This window comes from Pseudomonas sp. JBR1, from assembly GCF_028198185.1.
In the GTDB taxonomy this organism is placed as follows: Bacteria; Pseudomonadota; Gammaproteobacteria; order Pseudomonadales; family Pseudomonadaceae; genus Chryseomonas; species Chryseomonas oryzihabitans_E.
In genome coordinates, this window is the sequence record NZ_CP116340.1 from 396597 (window position 1) to 412701 (window position 16105).

General features: G+C 64.4%; 18 protein-coding genes. 5 read left to right on the forward strand and 13 right to left on the reverse strand.

The window, feature by feature from the left end; all coding sequences use genetic code 11:
• The first annotated feature begins 4 nt into the window (after nucleotides 1-4).
• From PJ259_RS01945 to PJ259_RS01960, 4 genes are read left to right on the forward strand one after another with little or no spacing between them, the layout of a single operon-like run.
• Entirely contained in the window at nucleotides 5-886 is an 882-nt protein-coding gene (locus tag PJ259_RS01945) for an alpha/beta fold hydrolase (protein WP_271654508.1), read from the forward strand.
• Nucleotides 883-2487, forward strand: a complete 1605-nt coding sequence (locus PJ259_RS01950; RefSeq protein WP_271654509.1) for a bifunctional 3-(3-hydroxy-phenyl)propionate/3-hydroxycinnamic acid hydroxylase — start codon at nucleotides 883-885, stop codon at nucleotides 2485-2487. The genes PJ259_RS01945 and PJ259_RS01950 overlap by 4 nt, the downstream gene beginning before the upstream one ends.
• Entirely contained in the window at nucleotides 2484-3263 is a 780-nt protein-coding gene (locus PJ259_RS01955) for a 2-keto-4-pentenoate hydratase (RefSeq protein ID WP_271654510.1), read from the forward strand. Before PJ259_RS01950 ends, PJ259_RS01955 begins: the two co-directional genes overlap by 4 nt.
• A 33-nt stretch (nucleotides 3264-3296) precedes the next feature.
• The gene (locus tag PJ259_RS01960) at nucleotides 3297-4565 is read left to right on the forward strand and encodes a multidrug effflux MFS transporter (protein WP_271654511.1); all 1269 of its coding nucleotides are present in this window, start codon (nucleotides 3297-3299) and stop codon (nucleotides 4563-4565) included.
• A 22-nt stretch (nucleotides 4566-4587) separates the two neighbouring features.
• Here the strand turns inward: PJ259_RS01960 and PJ259_RS01965 are convergent, their stop codons facing one another.
• The 12 genes from PJ259_RS01965 to PJ259_RS02020 form a co-directional block, all read right to left on the reverse strand.
• On the reverse strand, nucleotides 4588-5403 hold the full coding sequence (locus tag PJ259_RS01965) for a DUF4198 domain-containing protein (RefSeq protein ID WP_271654512.1): 816 nt from the start codon (nucleotides 5401-5403) through the stop codon (nucleotides 4588-4590).
• Between the two features lie 8 nt (nucleotides 5404-5411).
• Complete coding sequence (locus PJ259_RS01970; RefSeq protein WP_271654513.1) at nucleotides 5412-5735, reverse strand: hypothetical protein; 324 nt, start codon at nucleotides 5733-5735, stop codon at nucleotides 5412-5414.
• A 24-nt stretch (nucleotides 5736-5759) separates the two neighbouring features.
• Nucleotides 5760-6569, reverse strand: coding sequence for a metal ABC transporter solute-binding protein, Zn/Mn family (locus PJ259_RS01975; RefSeq protein WP_271654514.1), 810 nt, complete (start codon nucleotides 6567-6569; stop codon nucleotides 5760-5762).
• A gap of 194 nt (nucleotides 6570-6763) precedes the next feature.
• Nucleotides 6764-7669, reverse strand: coding sequence for a metal ABC transporter permease (locus PJ259_RS01980; RefSeq protein WP_271654515.1), 906 nt, complete (start codon nucleotides 7667-7669; stop codon nucleotides 6764-6766).
• Nucleotides 7666-8361 carry a metal ABC transporter ATP-binding protein gene (locus PJ259_RS01985; protein ID WP_271654516.1) on the reverse strand — a complete coding sequence of 232 codons (696 nt, stop codon included), beginning with the start codon at nucleotides 8359-8361 and terminating at the stop codon, nucleotides 7666-7668. The genes PJ259_RS01980 and PJ259_RS01985 overlap by 4 nt, the downstream gene beginning before the upstream one ends.
• Nucleotides 8358-9290, reverse strand: coding sequence for a metal ABC transporter solute-binding protein, Zn/Mn family (locus tag PJ259_RS01990; protein WP_271654517.1), 933 nt, complete (start codon nucleotides 9288-9290; stop codon nucleotides 8358-8360). The genes PJ259_RS01985 and PJ259_RS01990 overlap by 4 nt, the downstream gene beginning before the upstream one ends.
• A complete protein-coding gene (locus PJ259_RS01995) occupies nucleotides 9287-10018 on the reverse strand; it encodes a hypothetical protein (RefSeq protein ID WP_271654518.1) in 732 nt (243 codons plus the stop codon). Before PJ259_RS01995 ends, PJ259_RS01990 begins: the two co-directional genes overlap by 4 nt.
• Nucleotides 10018-10506 (reverse strand): DUF6644 family protein, encoded by a 489-nt coding sequence (locus PJ259_RS02000; RefSeq protein ID WP_271654519.1) that lies wholly within the window; start codon nucleotides 10504-10506, stop codon nucleotides 10018-10020. The genes PJ259_RS01995 and PJ259_RS02000 overlap by 1 nt, the downstream gene beginning before the upstream one ends.
• Before the next feature lie 31 nt (nucleotides 10507-10537).
• Nucleotides 10538-11023: a DUF6644 family protein gene (locus PJ259_RS02005; RefSeq protein WP_271654520.1), complete on the reverse strand. Its 486-nt coding sequence runs from the start codon at nucleotides 11021-11023 to the stop codon at nucleotides 10538-10540.
• A 26-nt stretch (nucleotides 11024-11049) separates the two neighbouring features.
• A complete protein-coding gene (locus tag PJ259_RS02010; protein WP_271654521.1) occupies nucleotides 11050-12543 on the reverse strand; it encodes an alpha/beta hydrolase domain-containing protein in 1494 nt (497 codons plus the stop codon).
• Between the two features lie 36 nt (nucleotides 12544-12579).
• Nucleotides 12580-13359: a hypothetical protein gene (locus PJ259_RS02015; RefSeq protein ID WP_271654522.1), complete on the reverse strand. Its 780-nt coding sequence runs from the start codon at nucleotides 13357-13359 to the stop codon at nucleotides 12580-12582.
• A 60-nt stretch (nucleotides 13360-13419) separates the two neighbouring features.
• Entirely contained in the window at nucleotides 13420-13803 is a 384-nt protein-coding gene (locus PJ259_RS02020; protein ID WP_271654523.1) for a DUF6152 family protein, read from the reverse strand.
• A gap of 238 nt (nucleotides 13804-14041) precedes the next feature.
• Between PJ259_RS02020 and PJ259_RS02025 the strand changes: the two genes are divergently transcribed.
• On the forward strand, nucleotides 14042-15376 hold the full coding sequence (locus PJ259_RS02025) for a hypothetical protein (RefSeq protein WP_271654524.1): 1335 nt from the start codon (nucleotides 14042-14044) through the stop codon (nucleotides 15374-15376).
• An 88-nt stretch (nucleotides 15377-15464) separates the two neighbouring features.
• On the opposite strand, the gene PJ259_RS02030 is transcribed toward PJ259_RS02025, so the two are convergent.
• Entirely contained in the window at nucleotides 15465-16028 is a 564-nt protein-coding gene (locus PJ259_RS02030) for a cytochrome b (protein WP_271655819.1), read from the reverse strand.
• Nucleotides 16029-16105 lie beyond the last annotated feature (77 nt).

Below are 16105 nucleotides of genomic sequence, written 5' to 3' on the forward strand. Positions count from 1 at the left end.
CCTGATGGACGCAAACAGCTTCTTCTTTCTCAACCGCGATCAGTTGTCCCTGCATGTGCTGCAATGGGGCCGCCCTGGGGCGACCCCGGTCATCATGCTGCATGGCCTGCGGGCTTATGCCCAGACGTGGTCATCCCTGGCTGAGGCCCTGGGCGATGCCTACTGCGTGTATGCCCTCGATCAGCGTGGCCGCGGTTTGAGTGACTGGGCTGAGCCTGCAAGCTACTGCACCGAGTCCTATGTGCGTGACCTAGAAGATCTAGTGGCGAACCTGGGCCTCGAGAGGTTCATGCTGGTAGGGCACTCCCTCGGTGGCAGCAATGCCCTGGAATACGCTCGACAGCATCCAGGCCGATTGATCGGCCTGGTAATCGAAGACATCGGCCCGGGCTCCTCCAGCGTGGGCGATGGCGCGGCTCGGATACGCCGGGAAATGCAGGAGACCCCCAACCTTTTTACCGACTGGACTAGCGCCGAAACCTTCTGGCGCAAATCCCGCCCGGGACTCACGGATGCGGGATTGGCATCGCGCCTGGCCCACTCCATGAAAGCGACCGAGCAAGGCGTCACCTGGCGGCATGATCAGCAGGGCATCGCTGAGGCGCGCCTGAGCATCACCCCGACCGACCTGTGGCCCGCAGTAAAGGCGTTGGACTGCCCGACCTTATTCATTCGCGGCATGCGCTCAGACTTTCTACCAGGCGCCACCCTGACTGCTATGCAGGCCGCCAATGCGCAGGTGCGCATTTTGGAGATTGCCGATGCGAGCCATTATGTGCACGACGATCAGGGCCCCGTATTCAACGCCGCCGTTGTCGGCTTTCTGCATGCGCTGCGACCTGCGCTGCAAGGCGATCAATCCACGAAAGCAGGTGAGCCCGCATGAAATGCGAGACGACGCAGGTAATCATCGTTGGCGGTGGCCCTAACGGTATCACCATGGCTCACTACATGGGACAGCAGGGTATCGACTGCGTAGTGCTGGAGCTAGCCGAAGGGATCTTGCCCTATCCGCGTGCAGTGGGCATGGACGATGAGGCGCTGCGTGTGCTGCAAGGCATCGGCATCGCCGATATTGCTGTACGGGACATGATCTGCGACGTGCCGCTGCGTTATTACAACGCTCGTGGCGTGTGCTTCGCCGAGGTCAAACCGACGGCGGCCGAATATGGCTGGCCGATGCGCAACATCTTCATGCAGCAATTGCTGGAACGCACTTTGCGCGACGAGCTCGCCCGTTACCCGACCGTCGAACTGCGCCAAGGCCATGAGATGCTCACCCTACGTCAGGACGACGAGGGAGTGACCGTGGAGGTCAAGGGCGTTGACGGCAACCTCTACAGCCTACAGGCACAGTACCTGGTTGGCGCCGATGGCGGGCGCTCCTCGGTGCGCAAGCAACTGGGCATTGAGCTGCTCGGCCTGACGCACCCGCGCAAGTGGGTGGTGGTGGATGTCACCAACGACTCCCTGGATGCACCCTATACCGCCTTACACGCCGACCCCGAGCGACCCTTCGTGTGCATCTACCTGCCCTATGGCCAGCGGCGTTGGGAGTTCATGCTCAAGGAAGGCGAAGACGAGGCGAAGATGTGCGAGGAAGCCACCATTCGCCGGTTGATCCACGGCCATATCGGCGATGCCGTGGAGGCCCTGGAGATCGTGCGCATTCGGGCGTACACGCACAACTCGCGGGTGGCCGCGTGCTTCGTCCAGGGGCGCGTGGCCTTGGTGGGCGATGCCGCGCACATCTCGCCGCCCTGGGCGGGCCAGGGGTTGAACTCCGGGCTGCGCGATGTCGCCAACCTGGCCTGGAAACTGGCCGCGGTACTGCAGGGCCGGGCTTCGCCGAAGATCATCGCCAGCTACGACGTGGAACGCCGCGGCCATGCCACCGACCTGATCGGCCTGGCCGACAACATGGGCGCCGTGCTCGGCCTGACCAACCCGCTGATGGCGGGTATCCGGGATTGGCTGTTCCAGGCGGTGAACACCGTCGACAACCTGCGTTCGCACCTGCTCGAATTCAAGTTCAAGCCCAAGGCCACCATCGTCAAGGGTCTGGTGTTTCACGAGCGTGAGGAGTTGCGCGAAGGCGACCTGGTGGGGCAGTTGTTCGTGCAGCCGGCGGTCGAGGATTGCGAGGGTGTGCGGCGCCGCCTCGACGACGTGATGGGCAGCTCCTATGCGGTGCTCGGTTACCGGGTCAACCCGGCCGCGGCCTTGAGTGACGCGAGCAAAAGCTATTGGGCGACCTGGGACACGCGCTTCATCCAGGTCAATCGCTCACGCAGTGGCAGTCGTCATCAACCCCTCAGCGCCGTCGGCGCGATCAGTGTCGAAGACGTCGATAACCGCCTGGGCAACTGGTTCTCCAAGGTGCGCGACTGCATCGTCATCGTGCGGCCAGACCGCTTCGTCGCCGCCATCACCACGCCGGAGCGCCTGGAACAGGTGCTGGGTAAATTGCAGAGGCAACTGTCATGAACACCGCTACCTCGCTATCCACACGGCTGCTGCTGGCCGGTCAACACGCCTCGCCCTTGGCCCCAGACCAGGGCGAGGGCCTGGACGTCAGCGCGGGCTATGCCCTGCAGGGCCAGGGCTTACAACAGCGGCAAGCGCGTCAGGAACAGCTGAGCGGTTGGAAGGTCGCCTTCGCGGGTGCCGCGGCGCAGCACCGTTTCGGCCTCAGTGAGCCGGTGTATGGCGTGCTGACCGATACGATGGCCTTGTCCGAGGATCAGCCGGTCGACCTGTCACAGCTGATCCGGCCCAAACTGGAGATCGAAGTGGCCTTTATCCTGGGCCAGGACCTGCTCCCGGACTTCCATTCGGACGAAGCGCTACTCGCGGCCATCGCCGAGGTAGCGCCGGCCTTCGAGATCGCCGACAGCCGCTGGCAGAACTGGACCTTCAATGCCGGTGCCTTTCTCGCCGACAACGCGGCGGCCGCCCTGTATTGCCTGGGACAAAGACAAGGCTTCCTGCCTGAGCGGCACCGGCAGGTGGACTACCGCCTGTACCACAACGGCCAGGAACTGGGGGCGGGTATCAGTGGGCTGGACGCGGACTCGCCGCAGTCCATCCTGTGCTGGCTGATTCGTCGCCTGCTGGCCGATCGGCAGCCGCTGCGCGCAGGGCAGGTGATTCTATCCGGCGCACTTCTGCCTCCCCTCGACATTCAGCCGGGCCTGTACCAGCTGAGCATGCTTGGAGCGGACACGATATTGCGTTTCGAGCCTTCTCCGTTCGCGGGTTAGTGCCCGTCCTTGTCTGGTCGGAGTGAAGAGTCGATGTGTGCTGCCACCCGCTGCTCCTCCGGCACCAAGCCATCGGCGGGCGCCACCTTATCCCCTGAGCGCCGGGCACCACGCCAGCTGTGGCTGCTCGCGCTACTCGCGGCCTTCGTGCCGCTATCTATCGACACCTACCTGCCGAGTCTGCCGAACATCGCCCGCGAGTTCGACACCAGCAGCGCGCAGGTGCAACTGACTATCGGGGTGTTCCTGGTCGGGCTATGCCTGGGGATGCTGGTCTACGGCCCGCTCTCCGACCGCTTCGGCCGGAAGCGCCTGTTGCTCGGCTGCATCCTGCTATACATGCTGGCCTCTCTGGGATGCATGGCCTCCCATAGCGTCGAGCAGCTGATCGGTTGGCGCTTTCTACAGGCGCTCGGCGGGGCTGGCGCGATGGTGCTGGCACGCACCGTGGTACGCGATCTGTACAGCCTGAACGAGGCGGCCAGGGTGTTATCGCTGATGCATGTGATCGCGATGCTCGCCACTCTAGTGGCGCCGCTGCTAGGGACTTATCTCGTCCTGCTCGGGGACTGGCGCAGCATATTCGCCGCCTTGTTGCTGGTGGCCGGTGGGTGCCTGATCGCGGTGTACGGGGGTCTGCCCGAGAGCCATCAGCCCAGTGAACGTACCGCTTCGATAGGGGCGTCCTTTGCATTGTACGGGCGTGTCGCTGTCGACCCGCTCGCGTTGTGCTACATCCTCAGCATGGGTCTTTCCGTTGGCGGTATGTTCGCTTTCATCACCGCCTCGCCCTTCGTGTTCATCGACTATTTCGGATTTTCGCCGAGGGCGTACAGCCTGCTGTTCGCCCTCAACCTCGGCGGAATCATCCTGGCCACGGTCATCAATGCGCGTTCGGTTCGTCGGCATGGACCTCTGTACCTGCTCAGCATTGGCAGCAGGGTGGCAGCCGCGGCGGGTCTGTCCTTGATCCTGGCTGGGCTGGTAGGGGGGCAGCAGCCGTGGGCGGTGATGGCTGGCGTCTGGGTGTTCGTCGGCATCAGCGGGTTGATCGGTGCCAACTGCACGGCCAGCCTCATGGCGCTGTTCCCACGCAACGCGGGGGCGGCGGTGGGGCTAGCGATCTCGCTGCAGTACGTCTGCGCGGCCGGGGTCAGCGGCTTGGTCGCTGTACTCGCCGACGGCACACCGCTGGCCATGTGCCTGGCCATCGGTGCCTGCGGCATCGGCAGCGCGCTGTGCTATCAGGCCATCCAGCGACTGCACCGTCGCCGCCTGAGCGGTACGGCGCCCGCCTACTGAGGCACGGGCGCCGCCCCCACCTTCACCGCATATCGGTAGCCTGCACCCACAGGACGGCATCCTGCGACAGGGTTTTCCCGTTGTAGGTTTTGGTCATGCCGATGTCCAGTGCCGCGATGCCCCACCAGCCCGCGCGCGGCAGGCCCAAAGTAACGATGCCCAGGTCGTCCGCATACATACTCTGCACGTTGAACGACGCCTGAGGTGCGCGCACGTGGGCAGTGGCGCCGAAGGCATTGCGCTGCAGATCGAGGTCATTGTTCAGGTACTCGACCTCGACCTTGGCGAAGGGCACCGGTTTGCCGTCTGCCAGCACACGCGCACGGAATACCCCGCCGGTCCAGTTCGCATAGGGTTTACTCAACGGCTGGATCTCCACCGGCATCCCCTGGGGCTCGGACCAGTTGCCCGGCACGCCGCCCACATTGATGACCAGTTTGGTGAATTGCTGGATATACAGTCCTTCCTCCGCTTCCAGGTAGGGTTCCGGTTCGAGCAGGAACGTGTGGTCGCCCAGGGTGCGAACGGCCTCGCGAGGCAGCGACAGGCGATAGGCATTGGCCTGATTGTCGCGGCTCTGCCAGTGCACTGGGCGCAGCGCCTTGAGCAGGTCGGTGCGCTCGCCATGGGGGTCGATGTGGGTAAAGACCCGCGGGGTGCCCATGGCCATGGTCGGTCCGCCATTGAAGGGATGGGTGAACACGGCAGCCAGCTCCAGCGGGTGCGCGCGGGGCAGGGCGGTGTCATCGACATAGAGCAGCTGGAAGTGCGCCCGGGCGGTGCCGGCCAGGCACAGGGCGGTAGCGGCAACGACGTGCAACAGCGGTTTGGAGGTCATGGCGGGGCTCACTCGGTGATGTCGGTGGATTGCAGGGTGATTTCATGGCCCTCACCGCCCAGGAAGGTGACGCTGTAGGGATCCGACGGCGCCGGAAAGCTGAAACTGCTGTCAGGACCAACCTGGCCTTCGAGCAAGACCTTCTCGCTGAGGTCGCGTACCAGGATCTTGCGGCCCACGGCCGAGCTGCCATCGGTAAAGCCGGCTTCGCATTTCACCTGGCCCCCGCGCTCGAGGTAGCAATCGAAGGCGGGGCCATGGGCGAACGCCATCTGGGTGCACAGCAGGGTCGCGGCGAGCAGCGCGCCGTGCGCAGAGTTCCTGGGTTTCATAGGGGCGTCTCTTCAGGAGCGGATCTAGGGTTGGGTGGGCGCAGGCAATTGGCCCGGTTTGGCGGCCACACCGTTAGCCGGTACGTCGAAGGCGGCCAATAGGCGGTCCAGGTTGCTGCGCAGAAAGGTCTCGTAGCGCACCGTCGGGTCGGCGAACAGGCCGGGATTACCCACGTCCAGCACCACCAGGCGGGCACCGGCGGCACGAATGGCCTCCGCGATGGGTGCGCTGGGTGTCCATTTGTGCACCACCACCTGGATGTCGCGCTCGCGCAGGTACTGCGTCAGGGCGCTGCGATCGGTTTCGCTCCAGTCGACGTCCTGGCGCACGAACCAGCCCTCGACATACAGGCCGAAATCATCGAACAGGTAGGTGAATTCGTTGGCCAGGGCCAGTACCCGGGCATCGTTCAAGGCGACCGTACGGGCGCCATATTCGGCCTTCAGGTTGCGCACGTCCGCCTCGAACTGGCGCAGGTTGGTGGTGATGCGGGGTGCGTCTTCAGGAGACAGCCGTGCCAGGTCGGCGGCGATCAAGGTGGCCAGACGCAGGCCGTTCACCGGGCCTAGCCACACGAAGGGCGAGTGGCCTGGCTCGGAGGTCGTCGCTCTGGCCCAGGGCACGTCGTTGGCAGGCACGCGCAGTAGCGCAAGCGCAGGTTGGTGAGGGTCCCAGGCTCGGGATGCATCGACCTCGACGATGCGCAGGTTATGCCGGCGCGCGCTGGCGTAGAGCGGATCCGCCTGCCAGAGGCTACTCAGGGTGACGACGGCAGCGGCCTGCGCGAACGGCTGCCCGCCAAGGCGATTCAGGGCACTGGCCAGGCTTTGCATCGGTAACGCTCGGTCTGGCGGCAAACGCTGCACGTCGATCTGCGTGCCCTCGCAGAGCTGGACCGTCAACGCATGGAGCGCGGGTAAAGCGACCAGTACCCGCGGGTGCGAGCTATCAGCCCGCACGTTTGACTGGCCAACCCATAGCAGCGCCACGAACGCCAGCCAGTAGGTGAGGGAAAGCAGGCGCCGTTTCATACGCTGGCCCCCTGGAAGCGCGAAGAGCTCGCGCGGATGACGGTGGTGATGATGAACACCAGGGCGGCGACCAGCACGATGGCCCCTCCCGTGGGCACCGGCAGGTGAAACTGCATGGGCACCAGAATGCCCACCACGCAGGAGAAGGTGGCAATCAGCACCGCCAGCGTCACCAGGCCCGGCAACGAGCGGGTGACGTTGCGCGCCGCGGCGGCGGGGATCAGCAGCAGCGCTTCGACCAGTACGGCGCCAACGATCTTCAGGCACGCGACGGTCACCAGCGTGACCAGCACCACGAACAGGTAGTCCACCGCCCGGATCGCCACGCCGCGCGCTTGAGCCAGGCTGGGGTTGAGACTGGCCAGCAGCATGCCGTTATAGAGCGGCAGGCCGATCAGCGCGCAGGCCAGGGTCACCCCGAGCAACACGTTCATGTCGGTGTCGTCGACCGCCAGGATCGAGCCGAACAGCACGCTTTCCATGACATGGGTGTTGATCTTGGCGGACACGAACAGCAGCAGCGAGGCGCCGACGGCCAGCGAGATGGACAGGAACACGCCGATCAGGGTGTCGTTGGCCAGGGTGGTGCGCTGCTGGGTGTACTTCAATGTCAGCGCGAACAACAGGCAGAAGCCGAACATCGACAGGTAGGGCGAGGTGTAGGATTCGCCGATCAGCACGCCAATCGCCACCCCGGTCATGGCCGCGTTGCCTACCGACTGGCTGAAGAAGGCCATGCGCTTGATCATCACCATCGATCCCAGCACGCCCAGCAGCGGGCCGATCAGCGCCGCGCACAGCAGGGCGTTGATCACGAAGACGTACTCGAACGGCTGTGGCAGCAGCCCGCCACTGGCCAGGGCCTGCAGCTGCTCGCGGATGAAGGCGTAAGCGCTGTTCATGGGGTTGCCTCCCAGTGGCTGGCGAGCGCTGCGGCTGGGCCGTGGTAGCGCACCTGCCGGTTGATGACGGTCACGCTCTGCGCCACCCGCCGGACTTGCTCAAGGTCATGGTTGATCCACAGCACGGTGACGCCGCCGGCATGCAGCTCCCTAACCAGGGCTTCCACCAGTTGGATGCCCTGGGCATCGATGCCGGCCGTGGGTTCGTCGAGAATCAGCAAGCGGGGCGCCGGGTTCAATGCTTGCGCCAGCAGCACGCGCTGGCGCTGTCCACCCGAGAGGCTACCGAACAGCTGGTCACCCAGGGTTTCCACCCCGGTGCGCGCCAGGGCTTGCGCCGCCTGCCCTCGCCATCGTCGGCCGCTGCCGAAAAAGGCGGGGCGGCGCTGGCTGAGCAGCGCCATGACGTCGTTCACGGTCATGGGTACGGTGCGGTCGAAATCTAGCGCCTGGGGTACGTAACCCACGGGCGTCGCGCTGCCTTCGAGCTGGATATGCCCGGTATGGGGCATCTGCCCCAGCAGGGCGCGTACCAACGAGGTCTTCCCGCCGCCGTTGGGGCCGACCAAGCAGTGCAGCGCACCGGGGGGTATCCGAAAGCTCACGTCGTGCAACACCTGAGTGCCGCCAAGGCTCAGCGACACGTTGTCGAAGGACACGGCTGGGCCGCACGGGATGGGAGCGGCGCTCATCGCTGGGTGTACTCCACGGCTTCGGCCAGGGTTTCGAGGTTGTCGCGCATCGCACTCTCGAATTCATCGGCGCTGAACTGGGTACCGTTGATATGCGAAAGGGCAAAGACCTTCACCCCCGTCGCGGCCTCGATGGGCTTGGCCAGGTCCAGGGAAAAGTTCTTCTCGGCGAACAGCACCTGCACCTGGGCCTTTTTGATGGTGTCGAGGGTGGTCGCCAGCTGCCGGGCGGTGGGCGCTACGCCGTGGCGTGGCTCGATCACCGCGGTGACGAACAGACCGAATTCCTGCAGCAGGTAGTCGTAGCCGCCATGGGTGGTGGCGCAGCGGAAGTTCGACAGGTCCAGTCCGGCGAAGCGGGTCATGTAGCGGGCGCGCAGGGCGCGGATGCGACCGGCATAGGCCAGCGCATTCTGCCGGTAGGTCTTGGCATTGGCAGGATCGAGCTCGCCGAGACGCCTGGCGATTTCGAACACCTGCTGAATTGCGGCAGTGGTCGAGACGAAGGTGTGTGGGTTGACCACCTTGCCGGCGCCCTGGTCGCCGCCGATGGGAATCAAGGCGACCGAGGCGTTGGCCTGGATGATGGGCAAGGTATCGCGGCGCCCAGCTGCCTTGACGATTTCCTGAGCCCATTCGTCATGGCCGATGCCGTTGACCACCAGGGCATCGAGAGTCATCGCCCGGGCGATGTCGTCCGGTTGCGGTTGGTAGTTGTGCGGGTTGGCCGCCGCTGGAATCAGGGGGATCACGTCCGCCTTGTCGCCGACGATGTTGGCCACGAAGCTGTAGTAGGGGTGCAGGGTGATGCCGATTTTCAGGCGTTTGGCTGGTTCGGTCGCGGTGCCGGCCGACGCCAGCAGAGGGAGCAATACCGCCAGGATGAGGGCGCGCCGCATCCAGGTACGAAGAGCAGCGGGACCGTTCATGGCAGGGCTCCTTTCACACGTTCGAGTTCGCGGCTGCCGTCATAGGGAATGACCTGGCGCCAGCCCTCGCCGACCAGGGACTCGGCCTTGACGATGGCGGGGTAGGGGGCATTGGCGTCGCGGTGAATCCAGATGGTCGCCTGGTTGGCCCACATCACTCCGGCGTGGGCGTGGCCTATCACCAGCAGGTAGGCGCTCTGGCCGGGTACCTTGCCACCCGTGCCGTAGTAGACGGTGGCGCCCTGACCCTGGGTCGCCTGGGCGACGGCACTGCGCGGCGCCTCGGCGTCGCCGCCGTCAGCGGCCCCGGTATCTGCATCGCTTGATTGCCGGTGAGACAGGTGGCTGCCCGGCAGGATTAGCTGCCAGCGCACTTCGCCGTTGGCCTTCCAGAAGGTGTCACGGTAGAACGGCGGCAACAGCATGGCCTGGGCGCGCTCCAGACTGATCCAGCCGCCGGTGTCGTCGTTGTTCCAGATGATCTCCTGGCTCGCGGGCAACAGCGCACTGTGGAGGGCCTGGTCGACCGGACTGAGGCCATCGAACGAACGGACCTGCCAGCTCAGCGCCACCGGTGGATCGACCTTGAGGGGGCGCAGCAGCAGGTAGCCGGTCATGCCGAGAGCCAATGCCAGGCCCGCACCCAGCAGCGCTACCGTTTCCCACCGACCGGAGCGGGGGGGCACCGCGGTGATCGGGGTGCGCGCCGTCAGGGCTCGGCGCTCCATCAGACGAAGGCGATCCAGCGCCCGAGAAAAATGACGCTCACCCACAGTGCCATCGAGCTGACCCCTGCGAAGCGGGCCGCCCCCGGGGGTGGCAGCCGGGTGTCCCACTCGCTGATGCGGCGAAACGCTCCCAGGTGGAACACCGCCATGTTCAGGCCCGCGAGGGCCAGCATGCCTATCTTCCAGAGGAACATAGGGTTCTGCGCATAGGTGGTGGCATTGGCGGCGAACATCAGCGAGCCGGTGATCACACAGGTGACGAAGGCGACCCAGGTGAAGGGTAGCAACTCGCGGATGAGGCGCTGAGCGCTACGCCGGTGTGCGCTGATACCGAGCAGGCGCAGATCGACCACCGCGATGCTGCCGAACACCAGGGCGATACCGATCACATGCACCGATTCCAAGGTGGGAAAGGCGATGGCCGACTCACGAATCGTGGTGGCGAGCGCGGTAGCTTCGAGGGCTTGCAGAAGTGACTGAAGGTCCATGGTGGATACCCCAAAGGTCAGGTCGAAGGGCTCAGATCGCGTAGGCGATCCAGCGGCCACAGATGATCACCACGCACCACAGCGCGATCGACAGCCAGGCGAGCACCCTGACCGGCTGAGGCTCGGCGCTCTGTGGCGTGGCCAGCGGACGCAGGTAAGGGCGCCGTAAGCGCCACGCCAGGCCGAAGGCCAGTACCACCAGCGCCATCTTCAGCCAGAACACGCTATTGACCAGCACCCGGTCGGGCTCGCCGACGGCCATGACCACCCCGGTGGCAAGCAGCAGCAGCAGCGCCGCACGCATCCAGGGGTAGTAACGACGAACCACCCCGCGCACGGGCTCGTCGGTGGCGAAGACCCCTGCCAGGCGCAGGTCGGAAATCACCGCGCTGCCAAAGATCACCGCGATGGCGAGTATGTGAACGCTCTGCACGGTCGGCACCACCCACAGGAGATCGCGGATGCCGCTGCTCACGGGTGTCGCATAGAGCCAGTCAATGACGGGTAGGGATGACATCGGTCGTTCTCTCGCAAGGTAGAGGGCTAGAAGTCCTGGGGTGTCGCGATCGGATGCAGGCCAGGGGCGTCTTCGGGCAGCAGGTAACCCTCCCGGATCGACACTGTCTTGGCGGCCTCGAAGGCCTGCTGGTAGTGGTCGAAGCTGCCGTAGCGTTGACGCAGGGTGGCCCGGTTGTAGGGCACCTTGGTGTCGTAGATCAGCCCACAGCCGGATTCCTGATCGGTCAGGTAGGAGGCGCTCGGCACCTGCACCCAGGGCGGTCGTACGCCGCCTTGCATGTTGCCGGTGAGCGGATCGCGCACGACGGCTTTGCCCGCGCGAGGGACGCGCGGAGCCTTGGGCATCGGGGCACCCTCGCGAACCCAGCGGTCCAGGCCATCGAGCAGTGCCGAAACCACTAGCTGCACGGGTTCGTCCGAGAGGGTGCGGCACTGCGGGTCGTCGCCTTTGCCGATGTCGGCAGCTACCTGTTCGGTGTGCTGGGTACCGAGGTCGGCCAGGCGCAAGTGCGGCATGCCTGTGACTTCGTAATAGCGCAGTCGCGGACGGTCGCTGTCGGCGGGCAGGGCGATGCCCTCGAGCACGTCGTGCATCAATTCGGACTGGCTGTAGACGGTGACGAAGGGCGTGTCTGCGGGTAGCTGTCGCGGTACCCGGATGACCTCACCACCGACCTCGCCATAGGCCATGCGCCCGGTCATGTAGGCGTCGATCAGCGGCTTGCCGTCGGGCAGGCGCCACTGCTGGTGGCGGCCCTGGTCGAGGTAGTCCATCCAGACCTGAGCCGTGACCGCCCAGCTGTCTACATACACGCGCTGCACGGACAAGCCGGACAGCGGGCCCTGCGGGCTGTTGCTCTTGAGCAGCAACGCCAGCTGCGCACCGATGCCCTGGGCTTGCGGGGCGAACGGGTCTGGCGCGTCGCCGCGCCTGAAGCGCTGCGGATCGTAATAGCTGGCCAACGGTGCATAGCGGGCATAGTCGAAGCGGCGCATGAATTCGAAGTTGACGATGCGTCCGTACTGGGCGATCTGATCAGCTTCGGCGGCCGGCGTGGCGGAGACGAACTTCGGGTCGACGCTAGGCTGGTTGATGTTCAGCGTGTAGCCGACGTAGGCATAGCCCCGCCGCAGCAGGTAATCGCGCGTCAGGATCCACCCGGCAGCCCGTTCGCCGAACCAGCTGAAGGGCTCGATGACAACAGTACCGTTGAAGCGGACCGGATCGGCTGGTTTACGCACCAGAATTCGCGTGGTGTAGGGCGCTTGCAGCAGGGTATCGCCGGCGGCGGTGATCGCCGGGGCGATGCCCTGCAGGTAGTACTCTTCTTCGATATAGCCGTACTGCGCGAGGTCGCTGTACTCGGTGCCGGCCCGCTGAGCCGACGACAGCGGCAGTTGGCCGGAAGGCGGCACGGCGAGCGCGACCGGCATAGGCGGTACCTCGGCATGGACGCTCGACATCAGGAGCAGCGACCACAGCACAGCGTGCAGGGAGCGGGGCGTCAGGGCAGGCATCCAATACCTCCAATGCATGATCGGCGAGGGTGGACGTCAGTCGCGCTTGAGGTGGGTCGTGCCGTCGCTGTCGGTCACGATCTGGTTGTTCTCGCACACGTATTCGTGGATGCGATAGGCCGAGCGCTTGTAGTCGAAGGTGAAGCGATAGGGGCTGTTGAGCACCTCGGGGTCGTCGATCACTACCTGGTTTTCCAGCAGGTCAGGGGTCTTCAGGCGTAGGCGCTCGGTAATGGTCATCGCCTTGCCGTGGGGCACGTCGTAGAACAGCACATCGGTACGCACGCCTTGGGTACGCACCACCAGGGTGTCGCCTTCCCAGTGGCCCCGGGAATAGCCCTGGTAACTGGGATCCAAGTCCTTCAGCGGCGGACTGGGTTCGTTGAGGATGATGCGGCGTACCTGCTGCAGGTATTCCCCCAGCACGATCACCTGCTTGTCGTCGTGGATGATCTCGATGGGAAACAGCGCGGCCATCATCACCGGCATGCCCTCGGGCAGGCACATGGAGCTGGTCGTCGCGAGGGGGGTGCCGGCTTCGTTGGCGGCGGCCTGGCGTTTCTTCAGCTCGGCATACTGTTTGGCATAGGGCGCCTTCAGGTCCATGGGCCCGCCGGGATGCACCGGGTCGTCCGGGTTTTCGCCGAACCAGTCGTCCGGAGTGCGTTCCCAGGTGCCGCTGATGTCTGGCCGGTGGGTACCCTGCGCGGCTGGCTGCTGGGCGTTTGGCTGTGCTGCGCAGGCAAGCGCGGTCGTAGCCATTAGCACCCAGCCCAGGAGGGCACGGGCAGGGATGGAGCGGTGGATGGTTTGCATGACAGTGTCTCCGACCGATGAGGGTTCGCTCAGGTGCCTAGGTGCCGCCGGCAGGGCGGTTCAGCCGCCCCCGGAGAGCACTACGTCGCCCACCTTGATCTCCACGAGCAAGCCACCTGGATCACCGTTTTTGAGGGGTTTGAAGGTGACCTCCGCGACGTCGCCGGCCTTCAGCGAGTCGGCCTTCCAGCCGGACCGACTCATCGCGTTCACGCTGCCGGTCTCGATCTTGTATTGCTGCGCCGGTGGCCCCGGTGCGTCGAAGTAGATGGAGATATGCGGGTTGCTCCAGACGAAGCGTCCGACTACGCCTTGGAGGGTGATCGTCTTGGTCTGATCGAAGATGGCGAAGGAGTGGTGCGCATAAACCACAGGGGCTAACGCCGCGCAGGTGGCAAGGGTGAGCAGAGCCAGGCCCTTGCGTAGGCAGGACGAAGGTTTCATAGCGAGTGCCTCGGTTCTTATACGTTCTTATGCCTGCAGGCTAAGGCGCAGACCGGGCACAGCCGTATCCCAAAATGGCAACTGATGGCACGCGATAGACATTTCGTTCGCTTGTGCACCGATCAGCAGGCAACGCTCTGCAGGCTGCTCGCAGGTGCTGATTTGGGATAACCGCCCGCCATTGCCTGATCGAACACTCATGTCTCGCCTCATAACGATAAAAAAAGGAAGAGACGTCATGCGCACCCCATCCTGTAGCCCACTGTTCTCGCTGGTCGCGCTTTGTGCGTTGACGCCGATGGCCCAGGCCATCGAGATATATAACGAGGACGAAGGGGCGACCGTGCTCAACGCTGATCTGAGCGCGGGTTATGGCTGGTACAGCAGTTCACGCAACTACCTTGGCGACCCGGCCAGGCGCTCCGGCCGCATGCATTGGCAGGAGGGCTACCTCAAGTACGGCCTTAGGGGCACCACCGACCGGGTGGGCGCAGGCTCGGTGTACGGTGCCGTGAGTCTGCTCAGCTCCGCGACCTGGGGCGAGGGCGACATCGGCGGGATCACCGCAGGGAGCGAACGTAGGACTGCCCTGGAAGATGCCTATTTCGGCTGGAAGTCCGGTGATTCGATCCCCGCCCTGGGCGCCGATGGGGTCGACTTCTCCTTTGGCCGGCAACTGGTCACGGTGAGCGGTTTTCTGATCACCGACGACGGTTTCAACCCGGGTAAGGCGTTCAGCCCCATCGAAGACAGCAACGGTCGCTTCGACCGCGGGGGTGCCTTCTACATCGGGCAGCGACTGGCCTTCGCCAACACGGCCGTGCTGAAGGTGGGGGGTAACGAGGGGTTGCACAGCAGCGTCGCCTGGTTGAAATCGGATAACCCAGGGCAGTCGAAGACCGAACTGGCCGTGGCCACCGTCGACTACACCACGCCATTCGGCTCGCTCGGTTCGACCTACATTCGCGGCCTGGATGTCGATGAGCGCTATGTCTTCGCTGATCGGGGCGAGCGCAAGGGCATGGACGTCTACAGCATCCGCGGGCAGGGCAACGCCGGGATCGAAAACGCCGATTTCGCCTTCGAGGTCGCGCGCCAGGAAAAGCGTTCAGGCTCGCAGCGGGGTATGTTCTTGGATGCCGGGTACACCTTCGCCGACCTGCCGTGGCAACCGACCGTGAGTTACCGCTTCTCGCGCTACTCCGAAGGCTGGGACTTCCTGTTCCAGGGCGGTTTTCGCGGGCGCTACCAGGGGGAGGTCGCGGTCAACTACGCCGGCTCGGTGACTTCCAACATGCGGATCAACGACATACTGCTGTCGCTCAAGCCGACCGAGAGCCTGACCCTCAACGCCATGGCGTTCGACTACCACCAGCTGTCGCGGCGCGACGAGCGTGATTTCAGCGCTCGCGAGATCGACCTGTACCTGGATTGGCGCGTGACCGAGAACGTCCTGCTCTCACCCCTGATCGGCTTCTACAAGCCAGAGAAGTGGCTTGATAACGGCGGATTGCAAAGTGGCAGCGCGGATACCAACGTCTACCTGCAGTTCAACGTCTGGCTGACGTTTTGAGTCATAGACGCGCGTAGAGCGATAGGAAAGGAGAGCACGAGAAAAGGGCGTTGGCATTGCCAACGCCCTTTTCTTTTGGAACATGCGACTAGAGCATGCGACGCAGCACGTCTTTGCTCGGGTCTCGGTCCAGGAAGCGGTGTTTCAAGGCGCCCGCGACGTGCAGCACGATCAATACGAGTAGGGTGTAAGCGAGAAACTTGTGCAGCGCTTGGAACACGACAAACCAATTGTCGTTCTTCGGCAGCGCCTCAGGCAGGTTCACACCGAAAAAGAATACCCCGTCGCTCTGGGTGTAGGTGCTCGACATGGAGTAGCCCATCAAGGGTACGACGACCAGCAGCACATACATGGCGCGCTGCACCAGGGTGGAAAGCACGCGTTCGTAGGGCGCCAGGGTTTGCAGCGGTCGAGGCAGTCGCGGCGTGCGTAAGCGCACGGCGATCTGCGTCAGTACCAGCAGGAACGCCAATATCCCGAAGGACTTGTGCCAGGGGTAGTAGAGCTCGAACTTGCTCGGTATGTCATCGCTCATCCCCGTCATGTGCCAGCCTGCCCAGAGCATGCCGATCACGATGACGGCGCGTAGCCAGTGCAGCACGCGCAGGGAGGTGGAGTAGCGTTCGATTATTATAGTTGTAGGCGCGTTCATCCGGTTTCTCCAAAGGGTATTGAAGAGCTTCTTCACGAAAAAAAGCCCCTGCGAACAGGCGTTGGCAGGGGCGTTCG

Coding starts and splice junctions, on each gene's coding strand:
- PJ259_RS01945 (WP_271654508.1), top strand. CDS start 5: ATGGACGCAAACAGCTTCTTCTTTCTCAACCGCGATCAGTTGTCCCTG.
- PJ259_RS01950 (WP_271654509.1), top strand. CDS start 883: ATGAAATGCGAGACGACGCAGGTAATCATCGTTGGCGGTGGCCCTAAC.
- PJ259_RS01955 (WP_271654510.1), top strand. CDS start 2,484: ATGAACACCGCTACCTCGCTATCCACACGGCTGCTGCTGGCCGGTCAA.
- PJ259_RS01960 (WP_271654511.1), top strand. CDS start 3,297: ATGTGTGCTGCCACCCGCTGCTCCTCCGGCACCAAGCCATCGGCGGGC.
- PJ259_RS01965 (WP_271654512.1), bottom strand. CDS start 5,403: ATGACCTCCAAACCGCTGTTGCACGTCGTTGCCGCTACCGCCCTGTGC.
- PJ259_RS01970 (WP_271654513.1), bottom strand. CDS start 5,735: ATGAAACCCAGGAACTCTGCGCACGGCGCGCTGCTCGCCGCGACCCTG.
- PJ259_RS01975 (WP_271654514.1), bottom strand. CDS start 6,569: ATGCAAAGCCTGGCCAGTGCCCTGAATCGCCTTGGCGGGCAGCCGTTC.
- PJ259_RS01980 (WP_271654515.1), bottom strand. CDS start 7,669: ATGAACAGCGCTTACGCCTTCATCCGCGAGCAGCTGCAGGCCCTGGCC.
- PJ259_RS01985 (WP_271654516.1), bottom strand. CDS start 8,361: ATGAGCGCCGCTCCCATCCCGTGCGGCCCAGCCGTGTCCTTCGACAAC.
- PJ259_RS01990 (WP_271654517.1), bottom strand. CDS start 9,290: ATGAACGGTCCCGCTGCTCTTCGTACCTGGATGCGGCGCGCCCTCATC.
- PJ259_RS01995 (WP_271654518.1), bottom strand. CDS start 10,018: ATGGAGCGCCGAGCCCTGACGGCGCGCACCCCGATCACCGCGGTGCCC.
- PJ259_RS02000 (WP_271654519.1), bottom strand. CDS start 10,506: ATGGACCTTCAGTCACTTCTGCAAGCCCTCGAAGCTACCGCGCTCGCC.
- PJ259_RS02005 (WP_271654520.1), bottom strand. CDS start 11,023: ATGTCATCCCTACCCGTCATTGACTGGCTCTATGCGACACCCGTGAGC.
- PJ259_RS02010 (WP_271654521.1), bottom strand. CDS start 12,543: ATGCCTGCCCTGACGCCCCGCTCCCTGCACGCTGTGCTGTGGTCGCTG.
- PJ259_RS02015 (WP_271654522.1), bottom strand. CDS start 13,359: ATGCAAACCATCCACCGCTCCATCCCTGCCCGTGCCCTCCTGGGCTGG.
- PJ259_RS02020 (WP_271654523.1), bottom strand. CDS start 13,803: ATGAAACCTTCGTCCTGCCTACGCAAGGGCCTGGCTCTGCTCACCCTT.
- PJ259_RS02025 (WP_271654524.1), top strand. CDS start 14,042: ATGCGCACCCCATCCTGTAGCCCACTGTTCTCGCTGGTCGCGCTTTGT.
- PJ259_RS02030 (WP_271655819.1), bottom strand. CDS start 16,028: ATGAACGCGCCTACAACTATAATAATCGAACGCTACTCCACCTCCCTG.